The sequence below is a fragment of the Nocardioides pyridinolyticus genome (genome assembly GCF_054653575.1).
Genome location: NZ_BAAIFY010000010.1, coordinates 11847 through 31855 on the forward strand (window position 1 = coordinate 11847; position 20009 = coordinate 31855).

A 20009-nucleotide genomic window follows, 5' to 3' on the forward strand; every position below is an offset into this window, starting at 1 on the left:
CGTGCAGTGGGGCCCGGTCCTCCCCGGGGGCGAGGAGGTCGGTGGCGACTCCTAGGAGTTGGACGCGCTGGCGTCCGAGTCGAGCTCGAGGTCGACGGTCTGGGTCTGGCCGTCGTGGAGGTAGGTGACGGTCACCTTGTCGCCCGGCCGGTAGGACCGGATGGTCGCGACGAGCGAGTCGGCACCGGTGATCAGGTGGTCGTCCACCTTGGTGATCACGTCGCCCCGGGCGATGCCCGCCTCGTCGGCCGACGAGCCCGCGGTCACGTCCTGCACCTGGGCGCCCTCGACGACCTCGGCGCCCTGCTGCCCGCCCGCGTCGGAGACGGAGATGCCCATGCGGGCGTGGGTCGGCGTCTCGCCGTTCCGCATCTGGTCGACGATCGGCATGATCTCGTCCATCGGGATCGCGAAGCCCAGGCCGATCGAGCCGGCCTCGCCGGACGACGTGGCCGCACTGCGGATCGAGGAGTTGATGCCGACGACGTTGCCGTTCAGGTCGACGAGCGCCCCACCGCTGTTGCCGGGGTTGATCGCCGCGTCGGTCTGGATGGCCGGGTAGGTCGTGCTGTTGCCCTCGTCGTCCGAGCCGACGTTCACGGGGCGGTCGAGAGCGGACACGATGCCGCTGGTGACGGTGGAGTCGAGACCGAACGGCGAGCCGATGGCGACGACACCCTGCCCCACCTTCAGGTCGCTGGACTTGCCGATGGTCGCCGGGGTGAGGTCCGAGACGCCCTGGGCCCTGATCACCGCGGTGTCCGTCAGCGCGTCGGTGCCGAGGATCTCGGCCTTGGCGGTGGACCCGTCGTTGAAGGAGACCGTCAGCGTGCCGCCGTTGCTGGCGAGCTCGACCACGTGGTTGTTGGTGAGGATCTCGCCGTCGGAGCTGAGGATGATGCCCGAGCCGGACCCCGCGCCGTCCGCACCGGTGACGTCGATCTTCACGACCGACGGGAGCACCTTGTCCGCGACCGCCTCGACGGAGCCGTCGGCGGCCGGGGAGTCGGGGGTGTCGACGACCTGCGAGGTGGCGGTGGGGCTGCTGCCGCTGCCACCGGACGCGCCCCCGTCGTCGAGGGCGTTCCAGGCCGCGGCGCCGCCGGCGCCCGCCGCGCCGCCGACCACGAGCGCGGTCGCGACGACCGCGGCCGCGAGGCCGGCCCGCCGCGGCTTGCGCGGGCGCTCCTGGAGCGCCAGGGGAGTGGTGTGCTCGACGTACGGCGAACCCGGCGGCGGCCCCTGCGGAGCCGGGTTCGAGGGGACGTACGGCTGGTGGCCCGGGGGCGGCGTCGTCGGCTGGTCGTTCATGTCTCAACTGTGTGGTGGCCTCCTGTGACCTTGCTGAGACCTGGCTTGGTGCCGACGAAGAACCATCAAGAGGCGCCCGGTCGTAGCTGGTCCAGTCAGGAACGATCCCTTTGCGGGAACCGGCCGCGGCCACCGCGACCGACTGGCACCGTCGACGTGCAGACCTACTGGGGGGTAGACCGAATGAGCACGTCTGGGTCCTCGCGCGCGCCGCGCGCGCTTCGCATTCCGGCGTACGTCGCCGTGCTCGCCGGCGCCGTCGGCGCGCTGGCGGTCGTGCCGCTCGGCGCCGGCGCCGGGGCGACCACGCCGGCCGCCTGCACGACCGTCTCGAACCCGCTCGGTGCGGCCACCGGCTGGACCGAGTTCGTCGAGACCGACGGCACCCGGGGTGCCGAGTCCGAGGGCGCGATCGCCTACGGCGGCAACCTGACGCCCGGCGGGATGACCGTCGGGACGCACCTGCCCGTGTCGACTCCGGCGACCACGCCGACGCTGGTCGTCGCGGGCGCGCACGGCGGGTTCAACCTCCAGCGCGGCAGCGCCTACGTGACCCCGGCGAGCGGCGTGAACTTCAACGGCGGGGCGGGCACCGGCTACCTCGGCAGCAACCCGGTGAGCTTCTCGACCGCATTCGCCGACCTGCGCACCCTCGCCGACACGTGGGGCGCCGCGGCGGCCACCGGCACCGTGACCTCCGGCCTGACCGGCGGCAACCAGGCGCTGATCCTCACCGGCACGAGCCCGACGCTGAACGTGTTCAACCTGACCTCCGCCCACGCGGCCGACCTCGCCGCCGGCAAGCACGTCGGGTACGACGTGCCCGGCGGCGCCGTCACGATCGTCAACGTGCCCGGCAGCTCGGTGAGCATCGCCGGGCAGGCGTGGGTCCGCCTCGGCGGCACCTGGAACCAGGTCTCGGACGGCAACATCAAGAACGCGTTCAACGGGATCATCTGGAACCTCCCGTCGGCGACCTCGATCACGCTCGACTACGGCTCCGCCTGGGCCGGCCACCTCCTCGCCCCGCGCGCGGCCCTCGCGGTCGTCGGCGGCGGCCACAACATCGGCCAGGTCATCGCGAAGAGCTTCAGCTCCCACCTGGAGACGCACCTCAACCTGTTCCCGTCGACCGCCTGCGTGCCCGGCCCGCCGAGCACGCCCGGCCACTCCGACGTGAAGATCACCAAGACCGCGTCGGTCTCGAGCCCGAACGGCGGCGACTTCGTCACCTACCCGCTGCTCGTCGAGAACGTCGGCGACAGCCCGGCCACCGGCGTCGTCGTCACGGACGTGCTGCCGGCGGGCGTCACCTTCGACTCCGCGTCCGCGCCCTGCACGGTCAGCGGCGGCACGGTGACCTGCAACCTCGGCACCCTCGCCGCGCACGACTCGACGTCGCCGTGGATCAAGGTCGTGGCGAACCCGGTCGCCGGCGCCGGTGCACCGTCGCACCCCGACGCCAACCACTGGCTCACGCCGTACAAGGTCGAGCAGCAGGTGGACCTCGAGCACGGCGAGCAGAAGAGCGTGACGCTCAGCTGCCGGCCCGGCGACATCCTCAGCGACGGCCAGTTCCGCCTCGACCACGTCGACCAGGACACCGGCACGATCGCCGACGACGTCAGGGTTGTGAGCTCCCGGTCGTCCGGCCTCGGCGTCGGCACCTGGAAGGGCGTCCTCCGCAACGACGCGACGGGCCGCGCGCAGGCCAAGGCGTTCATCGTCTGTCTCCCGGCCGCCACCGACCCGGCGGACCGCCAGACGGGCTACGACGACCGCCACCAGCACCCGCTGTCGGCCGACCCGACGCCGGTGACCGCCACGGCGACGTACGGCGCCGGCGTGCACTCCACGACGCTGACCTGCCCGACCGGCACCATCCCGGTCGCGCCGGGCTTCGACGCCCCGGCCGGCGGCGTGGTGCTGCGCGGCTCGGAGTACGACGACGACCATCCGCGGGACTGGGTGTTCACCCTCGACGTGGGTGCGCCTACCGCCGTGACCCTGAGCGTCCGCTGCCTGCGGACCACGGTCGGCCAGGTCCACGGCCACACCCACGAGCTGCGGTTCACCCACGCGGTGAGGACGTTCCCGGTGAGCGGTCACACCGCCAAGGAGGGCGACGAGCTCCAGGTGATCTGCCCCGACGACGGCAAGGGCGTCGTGGCGACCTGGGACCTGCCGCCGGGCGTGCAGCACTTCGGCAACGACCCGCGGCTCAAGGAGCGGGCGTTCCGGATCTTCAACGGCACCGGCCAGGCCAAGGACGTCGTGCTCGACCTGCTGTGCCTGCGCGACCGCACCTCGGCCGAGGACATGGGCACGACCGCCCCGGTCGTCGTCGCGAACACCGCCACGGTGACGTCGGCCTCAGCGGACGCGAACCCGTTCAACAACAGCTCGACCGCGACCGTCACGGTCCAGCCGGGCTCGTCGACCACCGGCCTCCTCGGCAGCGGCCGGCTCGCCGCAGGCGCCTTCGCCCTGAAGGTCGCCTCGTCGATGCCGGGCCGGGGCGAGCTCACCGTGAAGGCGGGCGGCATGTTGCTGGCCCAGGGCACCGTCGGGCTCCAGCCCGGCCGGGCCACCACGGCGAGCCTGAGGCTGACCCGGATCGGCAGGGCGAAGCTCGCGAAGCTCGACCAGGTCACCGTCCGGATCGACCCGACCCGGGGCAGGCCGACCTCGCGGACGGTACGGGTCCTCCGCGCGCTGCCCTGACCGCGATCAGGCCGGCAGGCCCCGGCTGCGCAGCTCGGTGCGCAGCCCGGCCGCGTCGGTGAAGAGGATCGCGCCCATCCCGAGCGCGGCCGCGGCGTCGACGTTGAGCTGCTTGTCGTCGACGAACGCCAGGCGGTCCAGCGGCTGGCCGGCCCGCTCGGCGGCGATCTCGTAGGCGCGCGGGTCGGGCTTCGCCGCCCGGACCTCGCCCGAGACGACGACGTCGTCGAGCAGGTCGAGGACCTCGAACCGTCCGGCCGCGTGGCCGTAGTAAAGCTCCGCGGACCAGTTGGTGAGCCCGATCATCGGGACCCCGGCGGCGTGGAGGGCCCGGACGACCTCGGTGGACTCGGGCATCGCGGCCAGCGAGGCCGGGAAGTGCGTGACGTAGGCCTGCGCGTGCTCGGCCCAGTGCGGGTGGCTGCCGAGCACCTCGGCGATGCCGTCGGCCCACGACCGCCCGCTGTCCTGGTGGTGGTTCCAGGCCATGAAGTCGAAGTCCTCGGCCGCCAGGAAGGCGTCGGCCTCGACGGGACCGACCCCCGCCGCGACGGCGAGGGCCGGTTGCCAGTCGATGAGGACGTTGCCGAGGTCGAGGACGACCCCGGCCGGGGTGGTGGTGCTCAGGCCCAGCGCTCCGAGGCGGGCACGAACTCCAGCGTGCGGTCGCCGGTGTAGATCTGCTTGGGGCGGGCGATCTTCTGCTCCTTGTCCTGGACCAGCTCCGACCACTGGGCCAGCCAGCCCGGGGTGCGGCCGATCGCGAACAGGACCGTGAACATCTCCGGCGGGAACTGGAAGGCCTCGTAGATCAGGCCGGAGTAGAAGTCCACGTTCGGGTAGAGCTTGCGCTTGACGAAGTACTCGTCCTCGAGCGCGATCTTCTCCAGCTCCTGGGCGATCTCGAGGAGCGGGTTGACCCCGGTGACCTCGAAGACGTCGTCGCAGGCCTTCTTGATGATCTTCGCGCGCGGGTCGTAGTTCTTGTAGACCCGGTGGCCGAAGCCCATCAGCCGCTCGTTGCCGTCCTTCACGCCCTGGATGAACGCGGGGATGTTCTCCTTCGAGCCGATCCGCTTCAGCATGCGGAGGACGGCCTCGTTGGCGCCGCCGTGCAGCGGGCCGAAGAGGGCGCCGACGCCCGCGGCGACCGCGGAGTACGGGTCGACCTGCGAGGAGCCGACCGAGCGGACCGCGTTGGTCGAACAGTTCTGCTCGTGGTCGGCGTGCAGGATGAACAGGACGTCGAGGGCCTTCACGAGGCGCTCGTCGGCGTCGAACTTCTGCTCGCTCATCTTGAAGAGCATCGAGAGGAAGTTCGCGGTGTAGCTGAGCTCGTTGTCGGGGTAGACGAACGGCTTGCCCTGCGCGTGGCGGAACGACCAGGCGCCCAGCGTCGGCATCTTCGCGATCATGCGGACGATCTGCATGTGCCGGTTGTCGGCGTCGCTGATGTTGCGCGCGTCGGGGTAGAACGTCGAGAGGGCCCCGACCGACGCCATCAGCATCCCCATGGGGTGCGCGTCGTACCGGAAGCCCTGCATGAACTCCTTGACGTTCTCGTGCACGAACGTGTGGTACGTGATCTCGTGCACCCACGCCTCGTACTCCGCCTTGGTGGGGAGCGCGCCGTGGATCAGGAGGTACGCGACCTCCAGGAACGTCGACTTCTCGGCCAGCTGCTCGATCGGGTAGCCGCGGTACTCGAGGATGCCCTTGTCGCCGTCGATGTAGGTGACGGAGCTCCGGCACGACGCGGTGTTCACGAAGCCGGGGTCGTAGACCGCCAGGCCCGGGTTGTCGTCGCCGGCCTTGATCTGGCCCAGATCGGCGGCCTTGATGGTGCCGTCGGTGATCGGGACCTCGTACTCCTGTCCGGTGCGGTTGTCACGGACGGTGAGAGAATCAGTCACGCTCTCAACTTAGTCTGCGGCGTGGCGGCATGCGAACCCGGTGCCCGATCGTGGACCCTGTGACATTTCCGACCCGGTCCCCGCGACGGCATTTTGACCGGCGTCGAGACGCCCCCGTACTCTTGTCAGTCGCGCCTCCTGCCGCGCTCCGAGCCCTGCCACGGGACCGGGGTGCAGATCCGGAGAGAGACCGGGCCGTGTTCGTCAGAAGGCGTGGCTCCACCACCCGGGACGGCACAGGGTCGCCCGGGCCCTACGAACGAAGGACATTCCTCCGTGCGCACCTACAGCCCCAAGCCGGGCGACATCTCCCGCGAGTGGCACGTCATCGACGCCACCGACGTGGTCCTCGGCCGCCTCGCGGTCCAGACCGCGAACCTGCTCCGCGGCAAGCACAAGCCGATCTTCGCCCCGCACGTCGACACCGGTGACTTCGTCATCATCGTCAACGCGGAGAAGGTCGCCCTCTCCGGCACCAAGAAGACGACGAAGATGGCCTACCGCCACTCCGGCTACCCGGGCGGCCTCTCGGCCACCCCGATCGGCGAGGTCCTCGACAAGGACGCCCGCAAGGCCATCGAGAAGGCCGTGTGGGGCATGCTCCCGAAGAACAAGCTCGGCCGTCAGATGCTGAAGAAGCTGAAGGTCTACTCCGGGCCGAACCACCCGCACCAGGCCCAGCAGGCCACTCCGTTCGAGATCTCCCAGATCTCCCAGTAGTCCGACGTACGAGCGAGAGAGAGATCTGAAGAGACATGGCTGACACCAACGAGGTCGAGGAGACCTACGAGGTCGACGAGCAGGGGATCGCGTACAGCTCGGAGAGCGCTCCGTCCGCTGACACCCCCGAGCGTCCCGCCACCATCGCCCCCGCCGCGGCCACCGGCCGCCGCAAGGAGGCCGTGGCCCGCGTCCGCATCGTGCCGGGCACCGGGCAGTGGACCGTGAACGGTCGCACGCTGGACTCCTACTTCCCGAACAAGCTGCACCAGCAGGTCGTCAACGAGCCGTTCGCCGAGCTGCAGCTCGAGGGCCGCTTCGACGTCATCGCCCGCATCCACGGCGGTGGCATCACCGGTCAGGCCGGCGCCCTGCGCCTCGGCGTGGCCCGCTGCCTGAACGCCGTCGACGTCGAGGCCAACCGCCCGTCGCTCAAGAAGGCCGGGCTGCTCACGCGTGACGCCCGCGTCATCGAGCGCAAGAAGGCCGGTCTCAAGAAGGCCCGCAAGGCGCCGCAGTTCAGCAAGCGCTGAGTTCCTGCGCATGCCGCGCATCTTCGGCACGGACGGGGTCCGGGGCCTGGCCAACGGTCAGCTGACCGCGGAGCTGGCCCTGGACCTCTCCGTTGCCGCCGCCCGTGTCCTGGCCGACCGGGGCGAGTTCGAGGGCCATCGCCCGCTCGCCGTGGTGGGCCGGGACACGCGCATCTCGGGACAGTTCCTCGAGCACGCCGTCGTGGCCGGCCTGGCCTCGGCCGGCGTCGACTCGGTGCGCCTGCGGGTGCTGCCCACCCCTGCGGTGGCGTACATGACGCAGGCGCTGGGCGCCGACCTCGGCGTCGTCATCAGCGCCTCGCACAACCCGATGCCCGACAACGGCATCAAGTTCCTCGCCCGCGGCGGGCTCAAGCTCGACGACGCCGTGGAGCGCGAGATCGAGCAGCACCTCGACGAGCCGTGGGACCGCCCGCTCGGCGGTGACGTCGGGCGGGTGACGCCCTACGCGACCCCGGTCTCGGAGTACGTCGAGCACCTCGTCTCGACCATCGACAAGCCGCTCGCCGGCATCAAGGTCGTCCTCGACTGTGCCCACGGCGCGGCGTACGAGGCCGGCCCGGCCGCCCTGCGGGCCGCCGGCGCCGACGTGATCGCCATCGGTGTCGAGCCCGACGGCCTCAACATCAACGACGCGTGCGGCTCCACGCACCTCGCGCCGCTGCGCGCGGCGGTGCTCGAGCACGGCGCCGACGTCGGCTTCGCCCTCGACGGCGACGCCGACCGCTGCCTCGCGGTCGACCACGAGGGCAACGACATCGACGGCGACCAGATCATGGCGATCCTCGCGATCGGCATGGCCGAGACCGGGCACCTCGCCAAGAACACCGTCGTCGCCACCGTGATGAGCAACCTGGGCTTCGTCCAGGCGATGCGCGCCGCCGGGATCGGCGTGCGCCAGACCAAGGTCGGCGACCGCTACGTCCTCGAGGCGATGCGCGTCTCGGGCTACTCCCTCGGGGGCGAGCAGTCCGGCCACGTGATCATGAGCGAGTACGCCACCACCGGCGACGGCATCCTCACCGCGCTGCACGTCCTCCAGCGGATGGCGGCGACCGGCGAGAGCGCTCAGTCGCTGGCGTCGGTCGTGACCCGGCTGCCGCAGGTCCTCGTCAACGTCCCCGACGTCGACAAGTCGCGCGCCGACGACGACCCGATCGTCGCCGCGGCGGTGGCCGAGGAGGAGGCCGCGCTCGGTGACAGCGGGCGGATCCTGCTCCGCCCGTCCGGCACCGAGTCGCTGGTGCGGGTGATGGTCGAGGCCCAGACCCAGGACGACGCGCAGGCCGTGGCCGACCGCCTCGCCGACGTCGTCCGGTCCCGACTGGCACTCTGAGGCCATGGCCTCCGGACCCACCCTCGCCTTCGAGGGCGTCGCCAAGACCTTCGGACCCGTCCGTGCCGTGGACGACCTGAGCTTCGCCGTCCGCCCGGGCGCCGTGACCGGCTTCCTCGGCCCGAACGGCGCGGGCAAGACGACCACGCTGCGGATGCTGCTCGGACTCACCCGGCCGAGCGCCGGCCGCGCGCTGGTCGGGGGCAAGGCGTACGCCGACCACGAGCGGCCCGCCCGGGTGGTCGGTGCCGCGCTGGAGGCATCGTCCTTCCATCCCGGCCGCTCCGGGCTCGGCCACCTCGAGGCGTACGCCGCCCAGGTCGGGGTGCCGAAGCAGCGGTGCCGTGAGCTGATCGAGTTCGTCGGGCTCGGCGCCGCGGCGGACCGTCGGGTCGGGGGCTACTCGATGGGCATGCGGCAGCGGCTCGGCCTCGCGACCGCGCTGCTCGGCGACCCGCCCGCGGTCGTGCTCGACGAGCCCGCGAACGGCCTCGACCCGGAGGGCATCGTCTGGCTGCGCAGGCTGCTGCGGGCGTTCGCCGACGAGGGCCGCACCGTGCTGGTCTCCAGCCACGTGCTCACCGAGGTGCAGCACACCGTCGACGACGTCGTGATCATCGCCCGCGGCCGACTGGTCCACGCCTCGTCGCTCGCCGCGCTCGCGGGGCTGGCCGAGCCCGAGACCTACGTCGAGTCGCCTGCGGCCGACGCGCTCGCCCGGCTCTTGTCCGACCGCGGCTGGACCGCCCGTCCCGAGGGCCCCGGCCTCGTGCTGACGGGGGTCCCGGCCGCGGACGTCGGCGCGGCGGCGTACTCCTCGGGCGTGGAGCTGCACCAGCTGGCGAGCAGGGGCGTGGGCCTCGAGGACGTGTTCCTGCGGCTGACGGGCGGTGCGGCATGAGGGCGGCGCTGGTCGCGGAGTACCGCAAGCTCGTCAGCACCCGGATGTGGTGGGTGCTGCTGCTCGCGCTGGCCGGCTACCTCGCGTTCATCGCCGCGGTCATGGCTCTGTCGTTCGTCAACGCGCCCGAGGACGCGATGCCGCCGCTGTCGGGAGCCGAGCTCGCGGCGGCGGTCTACGGGCTGATCAACGCGATCGGCTACGTGTTCCCGCTCGTGATCGGCAGCCTCGCGATGACGACGGAGTTCCGGCACCAGACGATCACGCAGTCGCTGCTGGTCGAGCCGCGGCGCGGGGTCTTCCTGGGTGCCAAGCTGCTGGCGACGGTGCCGCTGGGGCTGCTCTACGGCGTCGTGGGGACGGTCGCGGTAGTCGGCGTCAGCGCGCCGCTGCTGTCCATCGCGGGCGACGGCGCGTTCCTCACCGACGGGGACGTCGTCACGGTGGTCCTGCTCGGGATCGTGGTCACCGCGCTGTGGGCGGTCATCGGCGCCGCCTTCGGCAGCGTGCTCACCAACCAGGTCGCGGCGATCGTGGTGATTCTGGCGTTCACGCAGTTCGTCGAGCCGGTCGCCCGGCTGGCGCTGGGCGCCTTCGACGCCGTCGACGGCATCGCGAAGTTCCTGCCCGGCGCCGCCGCGGACGGCCTGATGGGCGCGAGCTTCTTCGGCGCGCTCGGCGGTGAGTCGACCGACCTGCTGTCCCGCCCGGCCGCGCTGCTCGTGCTGCTGGCGTACGCCGGAGCGCTGGCGGCGATCGGGCGGTACACCACGCTGCGCCGCGACATCGGCTGAGGCCTACAGCTTGCGCAGGCGGACGTAGCGGACCGAGTGGTCGCGGTCCTTGCGCAGCACCAGCGTCGCCCGGGACCGGGTCGGCAGGATGTTCTGCACGAGGTTGGGGCCGTTGATCGTGTCCCAGATCCGCTGCGCCTCGGTGACGGCCTCCTCCTGGGTGAAGGCGGCGTACTTGGAGAAGTAGGACTCGGGGTCGCGGAACGCCGTCTCGCGCAGCCGCTGGAAGCGCTCGACGTACCAGTCCCGGATGTGGCCGGTGCCGGCGTCGACGTAGACGGAGAAGTCGAAGAAGTCGCTCAGCGTCAGCCCGGCGCGGCCGTCCTCGCGCACGCGGGCCGGCTGGAGGACGTTGAGGCCCTCGATGATCACGATGTCGGGCCGCTTGACCACGACCTTCTCGTCGGGGAGCACGTCGTAGGTGAGGTGGGAGTACACCGGCGCCTCGACCTCGTCCTTGCCGGACTTGATGTCGACGACGAAGCGGAGCAGCGCGCGGCGGTCGTAGGACTCCGGGAAGCCCTTGCGCTGGAGCAGGCCGCGGCGCTCGAGCTCGGCGTTGGGGTAGAGGAAGCCGTCGGTGGTCACCAGGGCGACGTTGGGGTGCTCGGGCCAGTGGGCCAGCATCTGCTGGAGCACGCGGGCCGTCGTCGACTTGCCGACCGCGACCGAGCCGGCCAGGCCGATCACGAAGGGCGTGCGGCGCGGCTGGGCCCGATGGAGGAACGCCTCCTGGCGCCGGTAGAGCTGGCCCGCGGACTCGACGTACATGCTCAGCAGCCGGGAGAGCGGCAGGTAGATCTGCTGCACCTCCTCGAGGTCGAGCTGGTCACCCAGGCCGCGCAGCCGCCGGATCTCGTCGCCGCTGAGCGGGTTCTCGACCTCCGCCGCGAGCGAGGCCCACGCGGAGCGATCGAGCTCGAGATACGGCGATGACTCCTCCGGCGGCCCGCCGTGCGACGACATGGCCGCCATCCTTGCAAAGCCCCGCGGATACAGTGAGACCCATGTGCGGGATCGTGGGTTACGTAGGTCACAAGGGTGCTCAGGAGGTGGTCGTCGAGGGCCTCCGTCGCCTGGAGTACCGCGGCTACGACTCCGCGGGGATCGCGCTGGTCGTCGACGGCGCCCTGGCGACCGAGAAGCGCGCCGGCAAGCTCGCGAACCTGGAGAAGGTCATCGTCGACGACGCGCTGCCGGCGACCGACATCGGCATCGGGCACACGCGGTGGGCGACGCACGGCGCCCCGAACGACGTCAACGCGCACCCGCACACCGGCCCGGCGCGCCGCGTGGCGCTCGTGCACAACGGGATCATCGAGAACTTCGCCGAGCTGCGCGCCGAGCTCGAGACCGGCGACGACGCGCTGCTGTCGGAGACCGACACGGAGGTCGCCGCGCACCTGCTCGAGGCCGAGGTGCTCGCGGGCGCGGACCTCACCGAGGCGATGCTGCGGGTCGTCCGCCGCCTGGAGGGCGCCTTCACGCTGGTCGCGGTCGACGCGCTCGACCCGTCGCGGGTCGTCGCCGCGCGCCGCAACTCGCCGCTGGTCGTCGGCCTGGGGGAGGGCGAGAACTTCCTCGGCTCCGACGTCGCCGCGTTCATCGAGCACACCCGCGAGGCGATGGAGCTCGGCCAGGACCAGGTCGTCACGATCACCCGCTCGTCGGTCGACGTGCGCAACTTCGACGGCTCGGAGTCCTCCGGGCGCACCTACCACGTGGACTGGGACCTCTCGGCGGCCGAGAAGGACGGGCACGACTGGTTCATGCGCAAGGAGATCTTCGAGCAGCCGCGTGCCGTGGCGGACTCACTGCTCGGGCGGCGTACGGCCGAGGGTCACCTGCACCTCGACGAGATGCGGCTCTCGGACCAGGAGCTCCGCGACGTCGACAAGATCATCATCATCGCGTGCGGCACGTCGTTCTACGCGGGCATGGTCGCGAAGTACGCGATCGAGCACTGGTGCCGGATCCCGGTGGAGGTCGAGCTCGCGTCGGAGTTCCGCTACCGCGACCCGATCCTCGACTACTCCACGCTCGTCGTGGCGATCAGCCAGTCGGGCGAGACCGCGGACACGCTGCAGGCGATCCGGCACGCGCGCACGCAGCGCTCGAAGGTGCTGGCGATCTGCAACACCAACGGCTCGACGATCCCGCGCGAGTCGGACGCGGTCATCTACACGCACGCCGGTCCCGAGATCGGCGTGGCGTCCACCAAGGGCTTCCTGACCCAGCTGGTCGCCTGCTACCTGCTGGCGCTGTACCTCGCGCAGGTCAAGGGCACCCGGTACGGCGACGAGATCTCCCAGGTGGTGCACCAGCTCGAGGCGATCCCCGGTCACATCTCCTCGGTGCTGGCCTCCGCCGACCAGGTCTACTCGCTGGCGCGGGAGCACGTCGACACCCGGTCGGTGCTGTTCCTCGGCCGACACGCCGGCTACCCCGTCGCGCTCGAGGGCGCGCTCAAGCTCAAGGAGCTCGCCTACCTGCACGCCGAGGGCTTCGCCGCCGGCGAGCTCAAGCACGGCCCGATCGCGCTGGTCGAGGAGAACCTGCCGGTGCTGTGCGTCGTGCCGCCGGCCGGCCGGGACCAGCTGCGCGACAAGATGGTCAGCGGCATCCAGGAGGTCCGCGCCCGCGGCGCCCGGACGATCTGCCTGGTCGAGGAGGGCGACGACGCGATCCTCCCGTACGCCGACGTCGTCATCCGCCTCCCGCGGGTCCCGGTCCTGCTGCAGCCCCTGGTCGCCGTCGTACCTCTCCAGCTCTTCGCCTGCGAGCTCGCCAGCGTGATGGGCCACGACGTCGACCAGCCGCGCAACCTCGCCAAGTCCGTCACGGTCGAATGAGTCGCTCGTGATCGTCGGGGTGGGCATCGACGTTGTCGACATCGCGCGCTTCGGGGAGTCGCTGACGCGCACCCCCGGCCTCGCGGCCCGGCTCTTCACGGAGTCCGAGGCGTCCCGGCCCCTCGCCTCGCTCGCCGCCCGCTTCGCCGCCAAGGAGGCGCTGGCCAAGGCCCTCGGCGCCCCCGTCGGCATGCACTGGCACGACGCCGAGGTGGAGTCGGAGTCGTCGGGCCGACCGCGCTTCACGCTGCGCGGCTCCGTGCTCGCCGAGGCCGAGTCGCTCGGCGTGCGGTCGGTCCACCTCTCGCTCTCCCACGACGCCGGCATCGCGTCGGCGGTGGTGGTGCTGGAGGGCTGAGGCTCTCGGTCGGCGTACCCACGGACGATCCTGTCGCTGAGGGACCTCCGGAGGACAGGATCGTCCGTGGGTACGCCGCCGACCCGCCCCCGCTACGTTGAGACCCATGAGGAGCGCGCACACCGTCGAGCAGGTGCGGGCGGCGGAGGCGGAGCTGATGGCGCGGCTGCCGGAGGGCGCGCTGATGCAGCGGGCCGCGGCGGGGCTGGCCTACGCGGTGCTCGACCTGCTCGGCACGGCGTACGGGCGGCGGGTGCTGCTGCTGGTGGGGTCGGGGGACAACGGCGGCGACGCGCTGTACGCCGGAGCACTGCTCGCGCGGCGCGGGGTGCAGGTCGAGGCGTGGCTGCTGTCGGACTCGGCGCACGCGGGCGGGGTCGCCGCCCTGCGAGCAGCCGGCGGACGCATCACGGCCGACCCCGCGCGGCCGGACCTGGTCGTCGACGGCATCGTCGGCATCGGCGGCCGCCCCGGGCTGCGGGAGGACGCGCAGCGCGCACTGGAGCGGGTGAGCGGCGTCCCGATCGTCGCGGTCGACATCCCCAGCGGCGTCGACGTCGACACCGGTGAGCTCGACGGGCCGCACGTCACGGCCGACGTGACGGTCACGTTCGGCACCCACAAGATCGCGCACCTCGTCGACCCCGCGGCCCACGCGTGCGGCGCGGTGCACCTCGTCGACCTCGGTCTCGACCTGCCGCTGGCCGCCGTCGAGGCGCTCCAGCCCGAGGACGTCGCCCGGCTCCTGCCGCGGCCCTCGTCGGACGCGCAGAAGTACACCCGCGGCGTCGTCGGCGTCCGCGCGGGCAGCGCGCAGTACCCCGGCGCCGCCCTGCTCAGCGTCGCCGGCGCCAACGCCGGCCTGTGCGGGATGGTGCGCTACGTCGGCGCGGCGGCCGAGGACGTGAAGCGCGCCCACCCCGAGGTGGTCGGCGAGGGGCGCGTCCAGGCGTGGGTCGTCGGCTCGGGCGGCGGCGAGCAGGCCGGCGACGAGCTGAGCAGAGCCCTGGACGACGACGTCCCGCTCGTCATCGACGCCGACGCCCTCCGGCACGTCACCCACCCGCCCGAGCACGCGGTGCTCACCCCGCACGCCGGCGAACTGGCCGCGATCACCGGGGCCGAGCGCGCCGACATCGAGGCCCGGCCGCTCCACCACGCGCGCGCAGCCGCGCGGCGCTACCACGCCACGGTCCTCCTCAAGGGCCGCCACACGCTCGTCGCGGCACCCGACGGCCGGACCCGCGTCACCACCACCGGCACCCCGTGGCTCGCCACCGCCGGCGCCGGCGACGTGCTCGGCGGGCTGATCGGGTCGCTGCTCGCGGCCGGCCTGTCGCCGTACGACGCCGCCTCGGTCGGCTCCTGGCTGCACGGTGCCGCGGCGACCCTCGCCGGGCGCCGGGGACCGCTGGTCGCGAGCGCCGTGGCCCACGCCATCCCGGACGCCGTGCGGGGGCTGCCCACCCCGTGATGGGAGAATCGGTGGCATGAGCCCCGAGATCGTGGTCGATCTCGCCGCGATCCGGCACAACGTCCGCACGCTGCGCGAGCTGACCGGTGTCCCGTCGATGACGGTGGTCAAGGCGGACGGCTACGGCCACGGCATGGTCGAGGTCGCCCGGGCCGCCCGCGAGGCGGGCTCGGAGTGGATCGGGGTCGCCACCATCGCCGAGGCGCTGCGGCTCCGCGCGAGCGGCGACCGCGGCCGGCTGCTGTGCTGGCTGACGATGCCCGGGGACGACTGGGCGGCCGCGATCGACGCGGACGTCGACGTCACCGCCTACTCCGTGGCCGAGCTCGACGCCATCGCCGCCACCGGCCGCCGGGCCCGCGTCCAGCTCAAGGTCGACACCGGCCTCTCCCGCGGCGGCGCCACCCTCGACGACTGGCCCGCGGTCGTCGCCCGCGCCCGGGAGGGCGAGGCGGACGGCAGCTGGACGATCACCGGCATCTGGTCGCACTTCGCCGCCAGCGACGAGCCCGGCCACCCGGCGAACGCCGCGCAGGAGCAGGTCTTCCGCGCCGCCCTCGACGCAGCGGAGGGGCTGACCCCCGAGGTCCGCCACCTCGCCAACAGCGCCGCCGGCATCCTGCGGCCGAGCAGCCGGTTCGACCTGGTCCGGTTCGGGCTGGCGTCGTACGGCCTCGACCCGGCGCCCGGTGAGACCCCCGACCTCGGCCTGATGCCCGCGATGACGGTGACCGCGCCGCTCCTCTCCGCCAAGCCGATCGAAGCCGGCGCGGGCGTCTCCTACGGCCACACCTGGGTCGCCGAGACGCCCACGACCGTGGGCCTCGTGCCGATCGGGTACGGCGACGGCGTGCCCCGCCACGCGAGCAACACCGCCCACGTCCTGGTCGACGGCCGGCAGCGGCCGATGCGCGGCCGCGTGTGCATGGACCAGTTCGTCGTCGACCTCGGCGGCGACCGGCCCGGGCCCGGCGCGGAGGTCGTGCTGTTCGGCCCGGGCACCCGGGGAGAGCCGACCGCCCAGGACTGGGCCGAGGCCGCCGACACCATCTCCTACGAGATCGTCACGCGCTTCGGGGGCCGACCGACCCGGAGGTACGTCGACCAGTGAGGACCCGCACCCGCATCATCGGCGCCGCCGCGACGGCCGTCGGACTCGCCGCCGCCGGAGCCGGGCTCACCGCCCGGCAGCGCCGCCGGATCACCGGCCGGAACCCGGAGGAGCACCCGGCGTTCGGCAGCCTGCGCGCCGACCCGGTGACGATCGTCGCCGACGACGGCACCCCGCTGCACGTGGAGGTGGACGAGGCCGACAGCGACGTCACGCTGGTGTTCTGCCACGGCTACGCGCTCACCCTGGACTGCTGGCACTTCCAGCGCGAGCACTACCGCGGCCGCGTGCGCTCGGTGTTCTACGACCAGCGCTCGCACGGCCGGTCCGGCAGGTCGCCGCTGGGCAACGCGACCATCGACCAGCTCGGCCAGGACCTCCGCACGATCATCGAGAACGTCACCGACGGCCCGGTCGTGCTCGTCGGTCACTCGATGGGCGGCATGACGATCGTCGCGCTGGCCGAGCAGTTCCCCGAGCTGCTCGGCGACAAGGTCGTCGGCACGGCGCTCATCTCCACGACTGCCGGCGGCCTCGACCCGAGCCGGATCCTCTTCCCGATGGTCCCGGGCTGGGGCGTGTCCGGCGCGCTCCACCGCGGCGTCGCCACCCTCGCCCGCGGCCACCGCGCGGTCGACGGGCTGCGCCGGCTCGGCCGCAACGTCGCGCTGGTCGCGACCGACCAGCTGGCGTTCGGCGACGACGTCCCGGCGAGCTATGTCGACTTCGTCGACAGCATGCTCGCGGCGACGCCGTTCGAGGTCGTGGCGGAGTTCTTCCCCGGCTTCAGCAGCATGGACAAGTTCGACCACGTCGGCGTGCTGGCCAAGGTGCCCACCACCGTCATCTGCGGCACCGACGACAAGCTCACCTCGATCGGCCACAGCCGCAAGCTGCACAGCCGGATCGACGGCTCGGAGCTGCTCGAGGCCCACGGCGCCGGGCACATGGTGATCCTGGAGCGGTCCGACGAGGTCAACGGCGAGCTCGACCGGCTGCTCGCGACGACGGGAGCCGTCGCGTGACGCTCGAGGTCAGGCGCGTCGGCCCGGAGTCGGCGGCGGAGGTGTACGCCGTGGTGCGCGCTGCCTTCGCGGCACGCCCCCCGCTCGACCCGCCCGCCGCGGCGCTCACCGAGACCGCGGAGTCGATCGGCGCGCGTCTCGCCGCCGGCGGGGGGCTCCTCGCCTGCCTCGACGGCTCGCCGGTGGGGGCGTTGGTGCTGGACCGGATCGGCAGCACGACGTACCTCCGGCGCTTCGGCGTGCACCCCGACGCCCAGGGTCACGGGGTCGCCGCCGCGCTCATCGAGGCCGCGGTGGCCGCCGCCGACGGCTCGGACGACCTCACGGTGGTGGCCCGCGAGGAGCTGCCGCAGACCCGGAGGTTCTGGGAGCGGCAGGGGTTCCGCGAGATCGCGCGCGAGTCGCCGAACGTCGAGCTCCGCCGGCCGTTGCGCACCCACGTCGTGCAGGTGCCGGACGCCGACGCCATGCGAGGCCTGGGCCGCTCGCTGGCCGGCCAGCTCGGCGCCGGCGACCTGATCGTGCTGAGCGGCGAGCTCGGGGCGGGCAAGACCACGTTCACCCAGGGGGTCGGCGCCGGGCTCGGCGTCCGCGGCGACGTCACCTCGCCGACGTTCGTGATCGCGCGGGTGCACCCGTCGCTGATCGGCGGCCCGGACCTCGTCCACGTCGACGCCTACCGCCTCGGCGGGCTCGACGAGCTCGACGACCTCGACCTCGACACCTCGCTCGACGACGCGGTCACCGTGGTCGAGTGGGGCGAGGGCCTCGCCGAGGGGCTCTCGGAGTCGCGGCTCGAGGTCGCGATCGTCCGCGGCGACGCGCCGCACGACGGCCTCGACCCGCGCCGGGTCGAGATCACCCCGGTCGGCCCGCGCTGGCACGCACTCTCCTTCAGGGGGCTCGGATGAAGCTCGTGATCGTCACCGGTTCCGGGCGCAGCGGCACCAGCAGCGTCGCCGGCACCCTCAAGCGGCTCGGCCTGCACGTGCCGCAGCCCGAGGTCGAGGCCGACGAGTCCAACCCCCGCGGCTACTACGAGCCGCTGTGGGTGACCGAGTTCCACAAGGAGCTGCTCAACCCGATCCCGGTGCGCACCATCGACTCCCGCCCGACCGCGGTCGAGAAGGCCGCCGAGGCCGTCACGCCCGAGGTCGAGGAGCGGCTGCGCGAGTGGCTGTCCGGCGAGCTCGGCCAGCCGCAGGTGGTGATCAAGGACCCGCGCGAGTTCTGGGTGCACGACCTGTGGCTGCGGGTCGCCGGCGAGCTCGGCGCCGAGGTCACCACGCTCACCATGCTCCGCCACCCCACCGAGGTGGTGCGCAGTCGCGACACGGCGTACCTCACCGAGACCTCGCCGAGCTTCCGCCGCCAGCGCGAGACCACCAACATCGCCGCCTGGGTGAACGCCGCGTTCGAGACCGAGCGCGCCACCCGCGGGCACCGCCGCGCCTTCGTGCCGTACGCCGACCTGCTGGCCGACTGGCGCACGACGATGGCGCGGGCGGGGGAGCAGCTCGCGATCACCTACGACGACACGACCCCTCCCCACCCGGTCGACGACTTCATCGACGCGAAGCTCAACCGCTCGCAGGTGACGTGGGACGACCTCGAGATCACCCCGCAGCTGCGCGACCTCGCGGACCGCACGTGGGCCGCGATGGGCGTGCTCGTGGAGCAGCCGCACGACGAGGCGGCGATCGCCGACCTGGCGCGGCTGCGCGAGGAGTACGTCGAGATGTACGAGTTCGCCGCCGCGATGGCGCTGGACGAGCAGACCGCCCAGGTGGCGCAGGTGCGCCGCAACCTCACCCGGCGGATCGAGAACAAGCAGAAGCGGATCGACGCGCTCAAGGCCCGGCTGGGGATCACCGAGAACGGCTGACGCGGGAGGTGGGACCCATGGGAGTGAGTCGGCTACACCAGTTGATGACGGCCGTGGTGGTGACGGCATCGCTGACCACGCTCCCGGACGCCGCCCGCGCCGCCGAGACCTGCTTCGGCCTGACGCCGACGGTCGTCGGCTCCCCGGACCAGGAGCACGTCGAGGGCACCGACGGCGACGACGTCATCGTCGCGTCGGACCGGACCCAGGTGCTCGCCCTCGGCGGTGACGACGCGATCTGCGTGCGCGGCGCCGCCCGGGTCGACGCCGGCGACGGCGACGACCGCGTCCGGTCCCACCACCGCGCGGGCCGCAACCTCGTCGTGCTCGGGTCGGGGTCGGACCGATTCGTGGGCTCGGCCGGCCGCGACCGCGTGTACGGGGAGAACTTCGACGGCGAGGACTCCTACGCCGGAGCGGGCCCGCGAACGCTGACGTGATCAGGACCCGCGGAGGCGACGACCGGGTCGAGTCCGGTTCGGTGCGGCAGGAGGACGAGGACCGGGTCGCCCTCGCCGCCGGGGACGACGCCCTCACCGCGTTCACCTCGCTGCGCGGGGAGGCGGACCTCTCCGGAGGGCCGGGGTCCGACCGCCCGCGGAGGCCCGGGGCGCGACGTGATCGAGATGCTCGGCTACAGCGACTTCGACGACCTGCCGGTGGTCTACGACCTGGCCGGGCAGACCGTCCGTCGGAGTGAGGTCACCGCGCCGTTCGCCGCCGAGGAGCTGCGCGTCGGGACGACCGGGCGGGTCCGTGAGTCGGTCTCGGTGCTGGGGACCAGCGGTCGCGACGTGGTCGTCACCGACGCGTGCCGCTCGGAGGTCCGCGGTGCGGGCGGTCTCGACGTGCTCGAGGTCCGGAGCGAGCAGTGCGAGGGCGTCGCGACCACGCTGCGCGGCGAGGGCGGTGACGACGTCCTCCGGGGCGGCCCCGAGGACGACGTCCTGCTCGGGGGCGGCGGTCGCGACCGGGCGCTCGGGTACGACGGGTTCGACCGGTGCCGCGCGGAGGTCGAGCGCGACTGCGAGTCCGGGTAGGAGACCAGCAC

General features: G+C 72.7%; 19 protein-coding genes. 15 read left to right on the forward strand and 4 right to left on the reverse strand.

All coding sequences use genetic code 11. The annotated features are described in order from the left end of the window. Positions 1-51: 51 nt before the first annotated feature. Positions 52-1311: a S1C family serine protease gene (locus tag ACYQ0U_RS10765; RefSeq protein WP_459972552.1), complete on the reverse strand. Its 1260-nt coding sequence runs from the start codon at positions 1309-1311 to the stop codon at positions 52-54. 183 nt (positions 1312-1494) lie between these two features. Here ACYQ0U_RS10765 and ACYQ0U_RS10770 point away from each other — a divergent pair, with 183 nt between their 5' ends. Beyond that, on the forward strand, positions 1495-4035 hold the full coding sequence (locus ACYQ0U_RS10770; protein ID WP_459972554.1) for a choice-of-anchor A family protein: 2541 nt from the start codon (positions 1495-1497) through the stop codon (positions 4033-4035). A gap of 6 nt (positions 4036-4041) precedes the next feature. Here ACYQ0U_RS10770 and ACYQ0U_RS10775 read toward each other — a convergent pair whose 3' ends face one another. Both ACYQ0U_RS10775 and ACYQ0U_RS10780 read right to left on the reverse strand, forming a co-directional pair. After that, on the reverse strand, positions 4042-4767 hold the full coding sequence (locus ACYQ0U_RS10775; protein WP_459972557.1) for an HAD family hydrolase: 726 nt from the start codon (positions 4765-4767) through the stop codon (positions 4042-4044). Further along, the gene (locus tag ACYQ0U_RS10780; protein WP_459972559.1) at positions 4659-5948 is read right to left on the reverse strand and encodes a citrate synthase; all 1290 of its coding nucleotides are present in this window, start codon (positions 5946-5948) and stop codon (positions 4659-4661) included. Before ACYQ0U_RS10780 ends, ACYQ0U_RS10775 begins: the two co-directional genes overlap by 109 nt. A 276-nt stretch (positions 5949-6224) precedes the next feature. Between ACYQ0U_RS10780 and rplM the strand changes: the two genes are divergently transcribed. Genes rplM through ACYQ0U_RS10805 form a run of 5 tightly spaced genes read left to right on the forward strand, consistent with a single transcriptional unit; the run spans position 6225 to position 10253 of the window. Further along, positions 6225-6668 carry a 50S ribosomal protein L13 gene (gene rplM, locus ACYQ0U_RS10785; RefSeq protein WP_459972561.1) on the forward strand — a complete coding sequence of 148 codons (444 nt, stop codon included), beginning with the start codon at positions 6225-6227 and terminating at the stop codon, positions 6666-6668. A 35-nt stretch (positions 6669-6703) separates the two neighbouring features. Beyond that, positions 6704-7201, forward strand: coding sequence for a 30S ribosomal protein S9 (gene rpsI, locus ACYQ0U_RS10790; RefSeq protein ID WP_459972563.1), 498 nt, complete (start codon positions 6704-6706; stop codon positions 7199-7201). 10 nt (positions 7202-7211) lie between these two features. After that, positions 7212-8558 (forward strand): phosphoglucosamine mutase, encoded by a 1347-nt coding sequence (glmM, locus tag ACYQ0U_RS10795; protein WP_459972565.1) that lies wholly within the window; start codon positions 7212-7214, stop codon positions 8556-8558. A gap of 4 nt (positions 8559-8562) precedes the next feature. Then, positions 8563-9459, forward strand: coding sequence for an ATP-binding cassette domain-containing protein (locus tag ACYQ0U_RS10800; protein WP_459972567.1), 897 nt, complete (start codon positions 8563-8565; stop codon positions 9457-9459). Continuing rightward, positions 9456-10253 carry an ABC transporter permease gene (locus ACYQ0U_RS10805; protein WP_459972569.1) on the forward strand — a complete coding sequence of 266 codons (798 nt, stop codon included), beginning with the start codon at positions 9456-9458 and terminating at the stop codon, positions 10251-10253. Before ACYQ0U_RS10800 ends, ACYQ0U_RS10805 begins: the two co-directional genes overlap by 4 nt. 3 nt (positions 10254-10256) lie before the next feature. On the opposite strand, the gene coaA is transcribed toward ACYQ0U_RS10805, so the two are convergent. Beyond that, complete coding sequence (coaA, locus tag ACYQ0U_RS10810) at positions 10257-11219, reverse strand: type I pantothenate kinase (RefSeq protein ID WP_459972571.1); 963 nt, start codon at positions 11217-11219, stop codon at positions 10257-10259. A 41-nt stretch (positions 11220-11260) separates the two neighbouring features. Between coaA and glmS the strand changes: the two genes are divergently transcribed. From glmS to ACYQ0U_RS10855, 9 genes are all read left to right on the forward strand, one after another. Beyond that, on the forward strand, positions 11261-13105 hold the full coding sequence (gene glmS, locus ACYQ0U_RS10815; RefSeq protein ID WP_459972573.1) for a glutamine--fructose-6-phosphate transaminase (isomerizing): 1845 nt from the start codon (positions 11261-11263) through the stop codon (positions 13103-13105). A gap of 7 nt (positions 13106-13112) precedes the next feature. Continuing rightward, entirely contained in the window at positions 13113-13463 is a 351-nt protein-coding gene (locus ACYQ0U_RS10820; RefSeq protein WP_459972575.1) for a holo-ACP synthase, read from the forward strand. A gap of 106 nt (positions 13464-13569) precedes the next feature. Beyond that, the gene (locus ACYQ0U_RS10825; protein ID WP_459972577.1) at positions 13570-14937 is read left to right on the forward strand and encodes an NAD(P)H-hydrate dehydratase; all 1368 of its coding nucleotides are present in this window, start codon (positions 13570-13572) and stop codon (positions 14935-14937) included. 16 nt (positions 14938-14953) lie between these two features. Further along, a complete protein-coding gene (gene alr, locus ACYQ0U_RS10830) occupies positions 14954-16048 on the forward strand; it encodes an alanine racemase (RefSeq protein ID WP_459972579.1) in 1095 nt (364 codons plus the stop codon). Then, on the forward strand, positions 16045-17073 hold the full coding sequence (locus ACYQ0U_RS10835; protein ID WP_459972581.1) for an alpha/beta fold hydrolase: 1029 nt from the start codon (positions 16045-16047) through the stop codon (positions 17071-17073). The genes alr and ACYQ0U_RS10835 overlap by 4 nt, the downstream gene beginning before the upstream one ends. Continuing rightward, positions 17070-17984, forward strand: a complete 915-nt coding sequence (gene tsaE / locus ACYQ0U_RS10840) for a tRNA (adenosine(37)-N6)-threonylcarbamoyltransferase complex ATPase subunit type 1 TsaE (protein WP_459972585.1) — start codon at positions 17070-17072, stop codon at positions 17982-17984. Before ACYQ0U_RS10835 ends, tsaE begins: the two co-directional genes overlap by 4 nt. After that, positions 17981-18958: a sulfotransferase family protein gene (locus ACYQ0U_RS10845; RefSeq protein ID WP_459972587.1), complete on the forward strand. Its 978-nt coding sequence runs from the start codon at positions 17981-17983 to the stop codon at positions 18956-18958. The genes tsaE and ACYQ0U_RS10845 overlap by 4 nt, the downstream gene beginning before the upstream one ends. 17 nt (positions 18959-18975) lie before the next feature. Beyond that, the gene (locus ACYQ0U_RS10850) at positions 18976-19398 is read left to right on the forward strand and encodes a hypothetical protein (RefSeq protein WP_459972589.1); all 423 of its coding nucleotides are present in this window, start codon (positions 18976-18978) and stop codon (positions 19396-19398) included. Positions 19399-19584: 186 nt separating this feature from the next. Beyond that, positions 19585-19998 carry a hypothetical protein gene (locus tag ACYQ0U_RS10855; protein ID WP_459972809.1) on the forward strand — a complete coding sequence of 138 codons (414 nt, stop codon included), beginning with the start codon at positions 19585-19587 and terminating at the stop codon, positions 19996-19998. Positions 19999-20009 lie beyond the last annotated feature (11 nt).

Bases quoted from the DNA above. Each gene is read 5' to 3' on its own strand.
- ACYQ0U_RS10770 (WP_459972554.1), top strand. From the start codon at position 1,495: ATGAGCACGTCTGGGTCCTCGCGCGCGCCGCGCGCGCTTCGCATTCCG.
- ACYQ0U_RS10855 (WP_459972809.1), top strand. From the start codon at position 19,585: ATGCTCGGCTACAGCGACTTCGACGACCTGCCGGTGGTCTACGACCTG.
- ACYQ0U_RS10825 (WP_459972577.1), top strand. From the start codon at position 13,570: ATGAGGAGCGCGCACACCGTCGAGCAGGTGCGGGCGGCGGAGGCGGAG.
- ACYQ0U_RS10765 (WP_459972552.1), bottom strand. From the start codon at position 1,311: ATGAACGACCAGCCGACGACGCCGCCCCCGGGCCACCAGCCGTACGTC.
- ACYQ0U_RS10845 (WP_459972587.1), top strand. From the start codon at position 17,981: ATGAAGCTCGTGATCGTCACCGGTTCCGGGCGCAGCGGCACCAGCAGC.
- ACYQ0U_RS10805 (WP_459972569.1), top strand. From the start codon at position 9,456: ATGAGGGCGGCGCTGGTCGCGGAGTACCGCAAGCTCGTCAGCACCCGG.
- ACYQ0U_RS10850 (WP_459972589.1), top strand. From the start codon at position 18,976: ATGGGAGTGAGTCGGCTACACCAGTTGATGACGGCCGTGGTGGTGACG.
- rpsI (WP_459972563.1), top strand. From the start codon at position 6,704: ATGGCTGACACCAACGAGGTCGAGGAGACCTACGAGGTCGACGAGCAG.
- coaA (WP_459972571.1), bottom strand. From the start codon at position 11,219: ATGTCGTCGCACGGCGGGCCGCCGGAGGAGTCATCGCCGTATCTCGAG.
- alr (WP_459972579.1), top strand. From the start codon at position 14,954: ATGAGCCCCGAGATCGTGGTCGATCTCGCCGCGATCCGGCACAACGTC.
- glmM (WP_459972565.1), top strand. From the start codon at position 7,212: ATGCCGCGCATCTTCGGCACGGACGGGGTCCGGGGCCTGGCCAACGGT.
- glmS (WP_459972573.1), top strand. From the start codon at position 11,261: ATGTGCGGGATCGTGGGTTACGTAGGTCACAAGGGTGCTCAGGAGGTG.
- ACYQ0U_RS10800 (WP_459972567.1), top strand. From the start codon at position 8,563: ATGGCCTCCGGACCCACCCTCGCCTTCGAGGGCGTCGCCAAGACCTTC.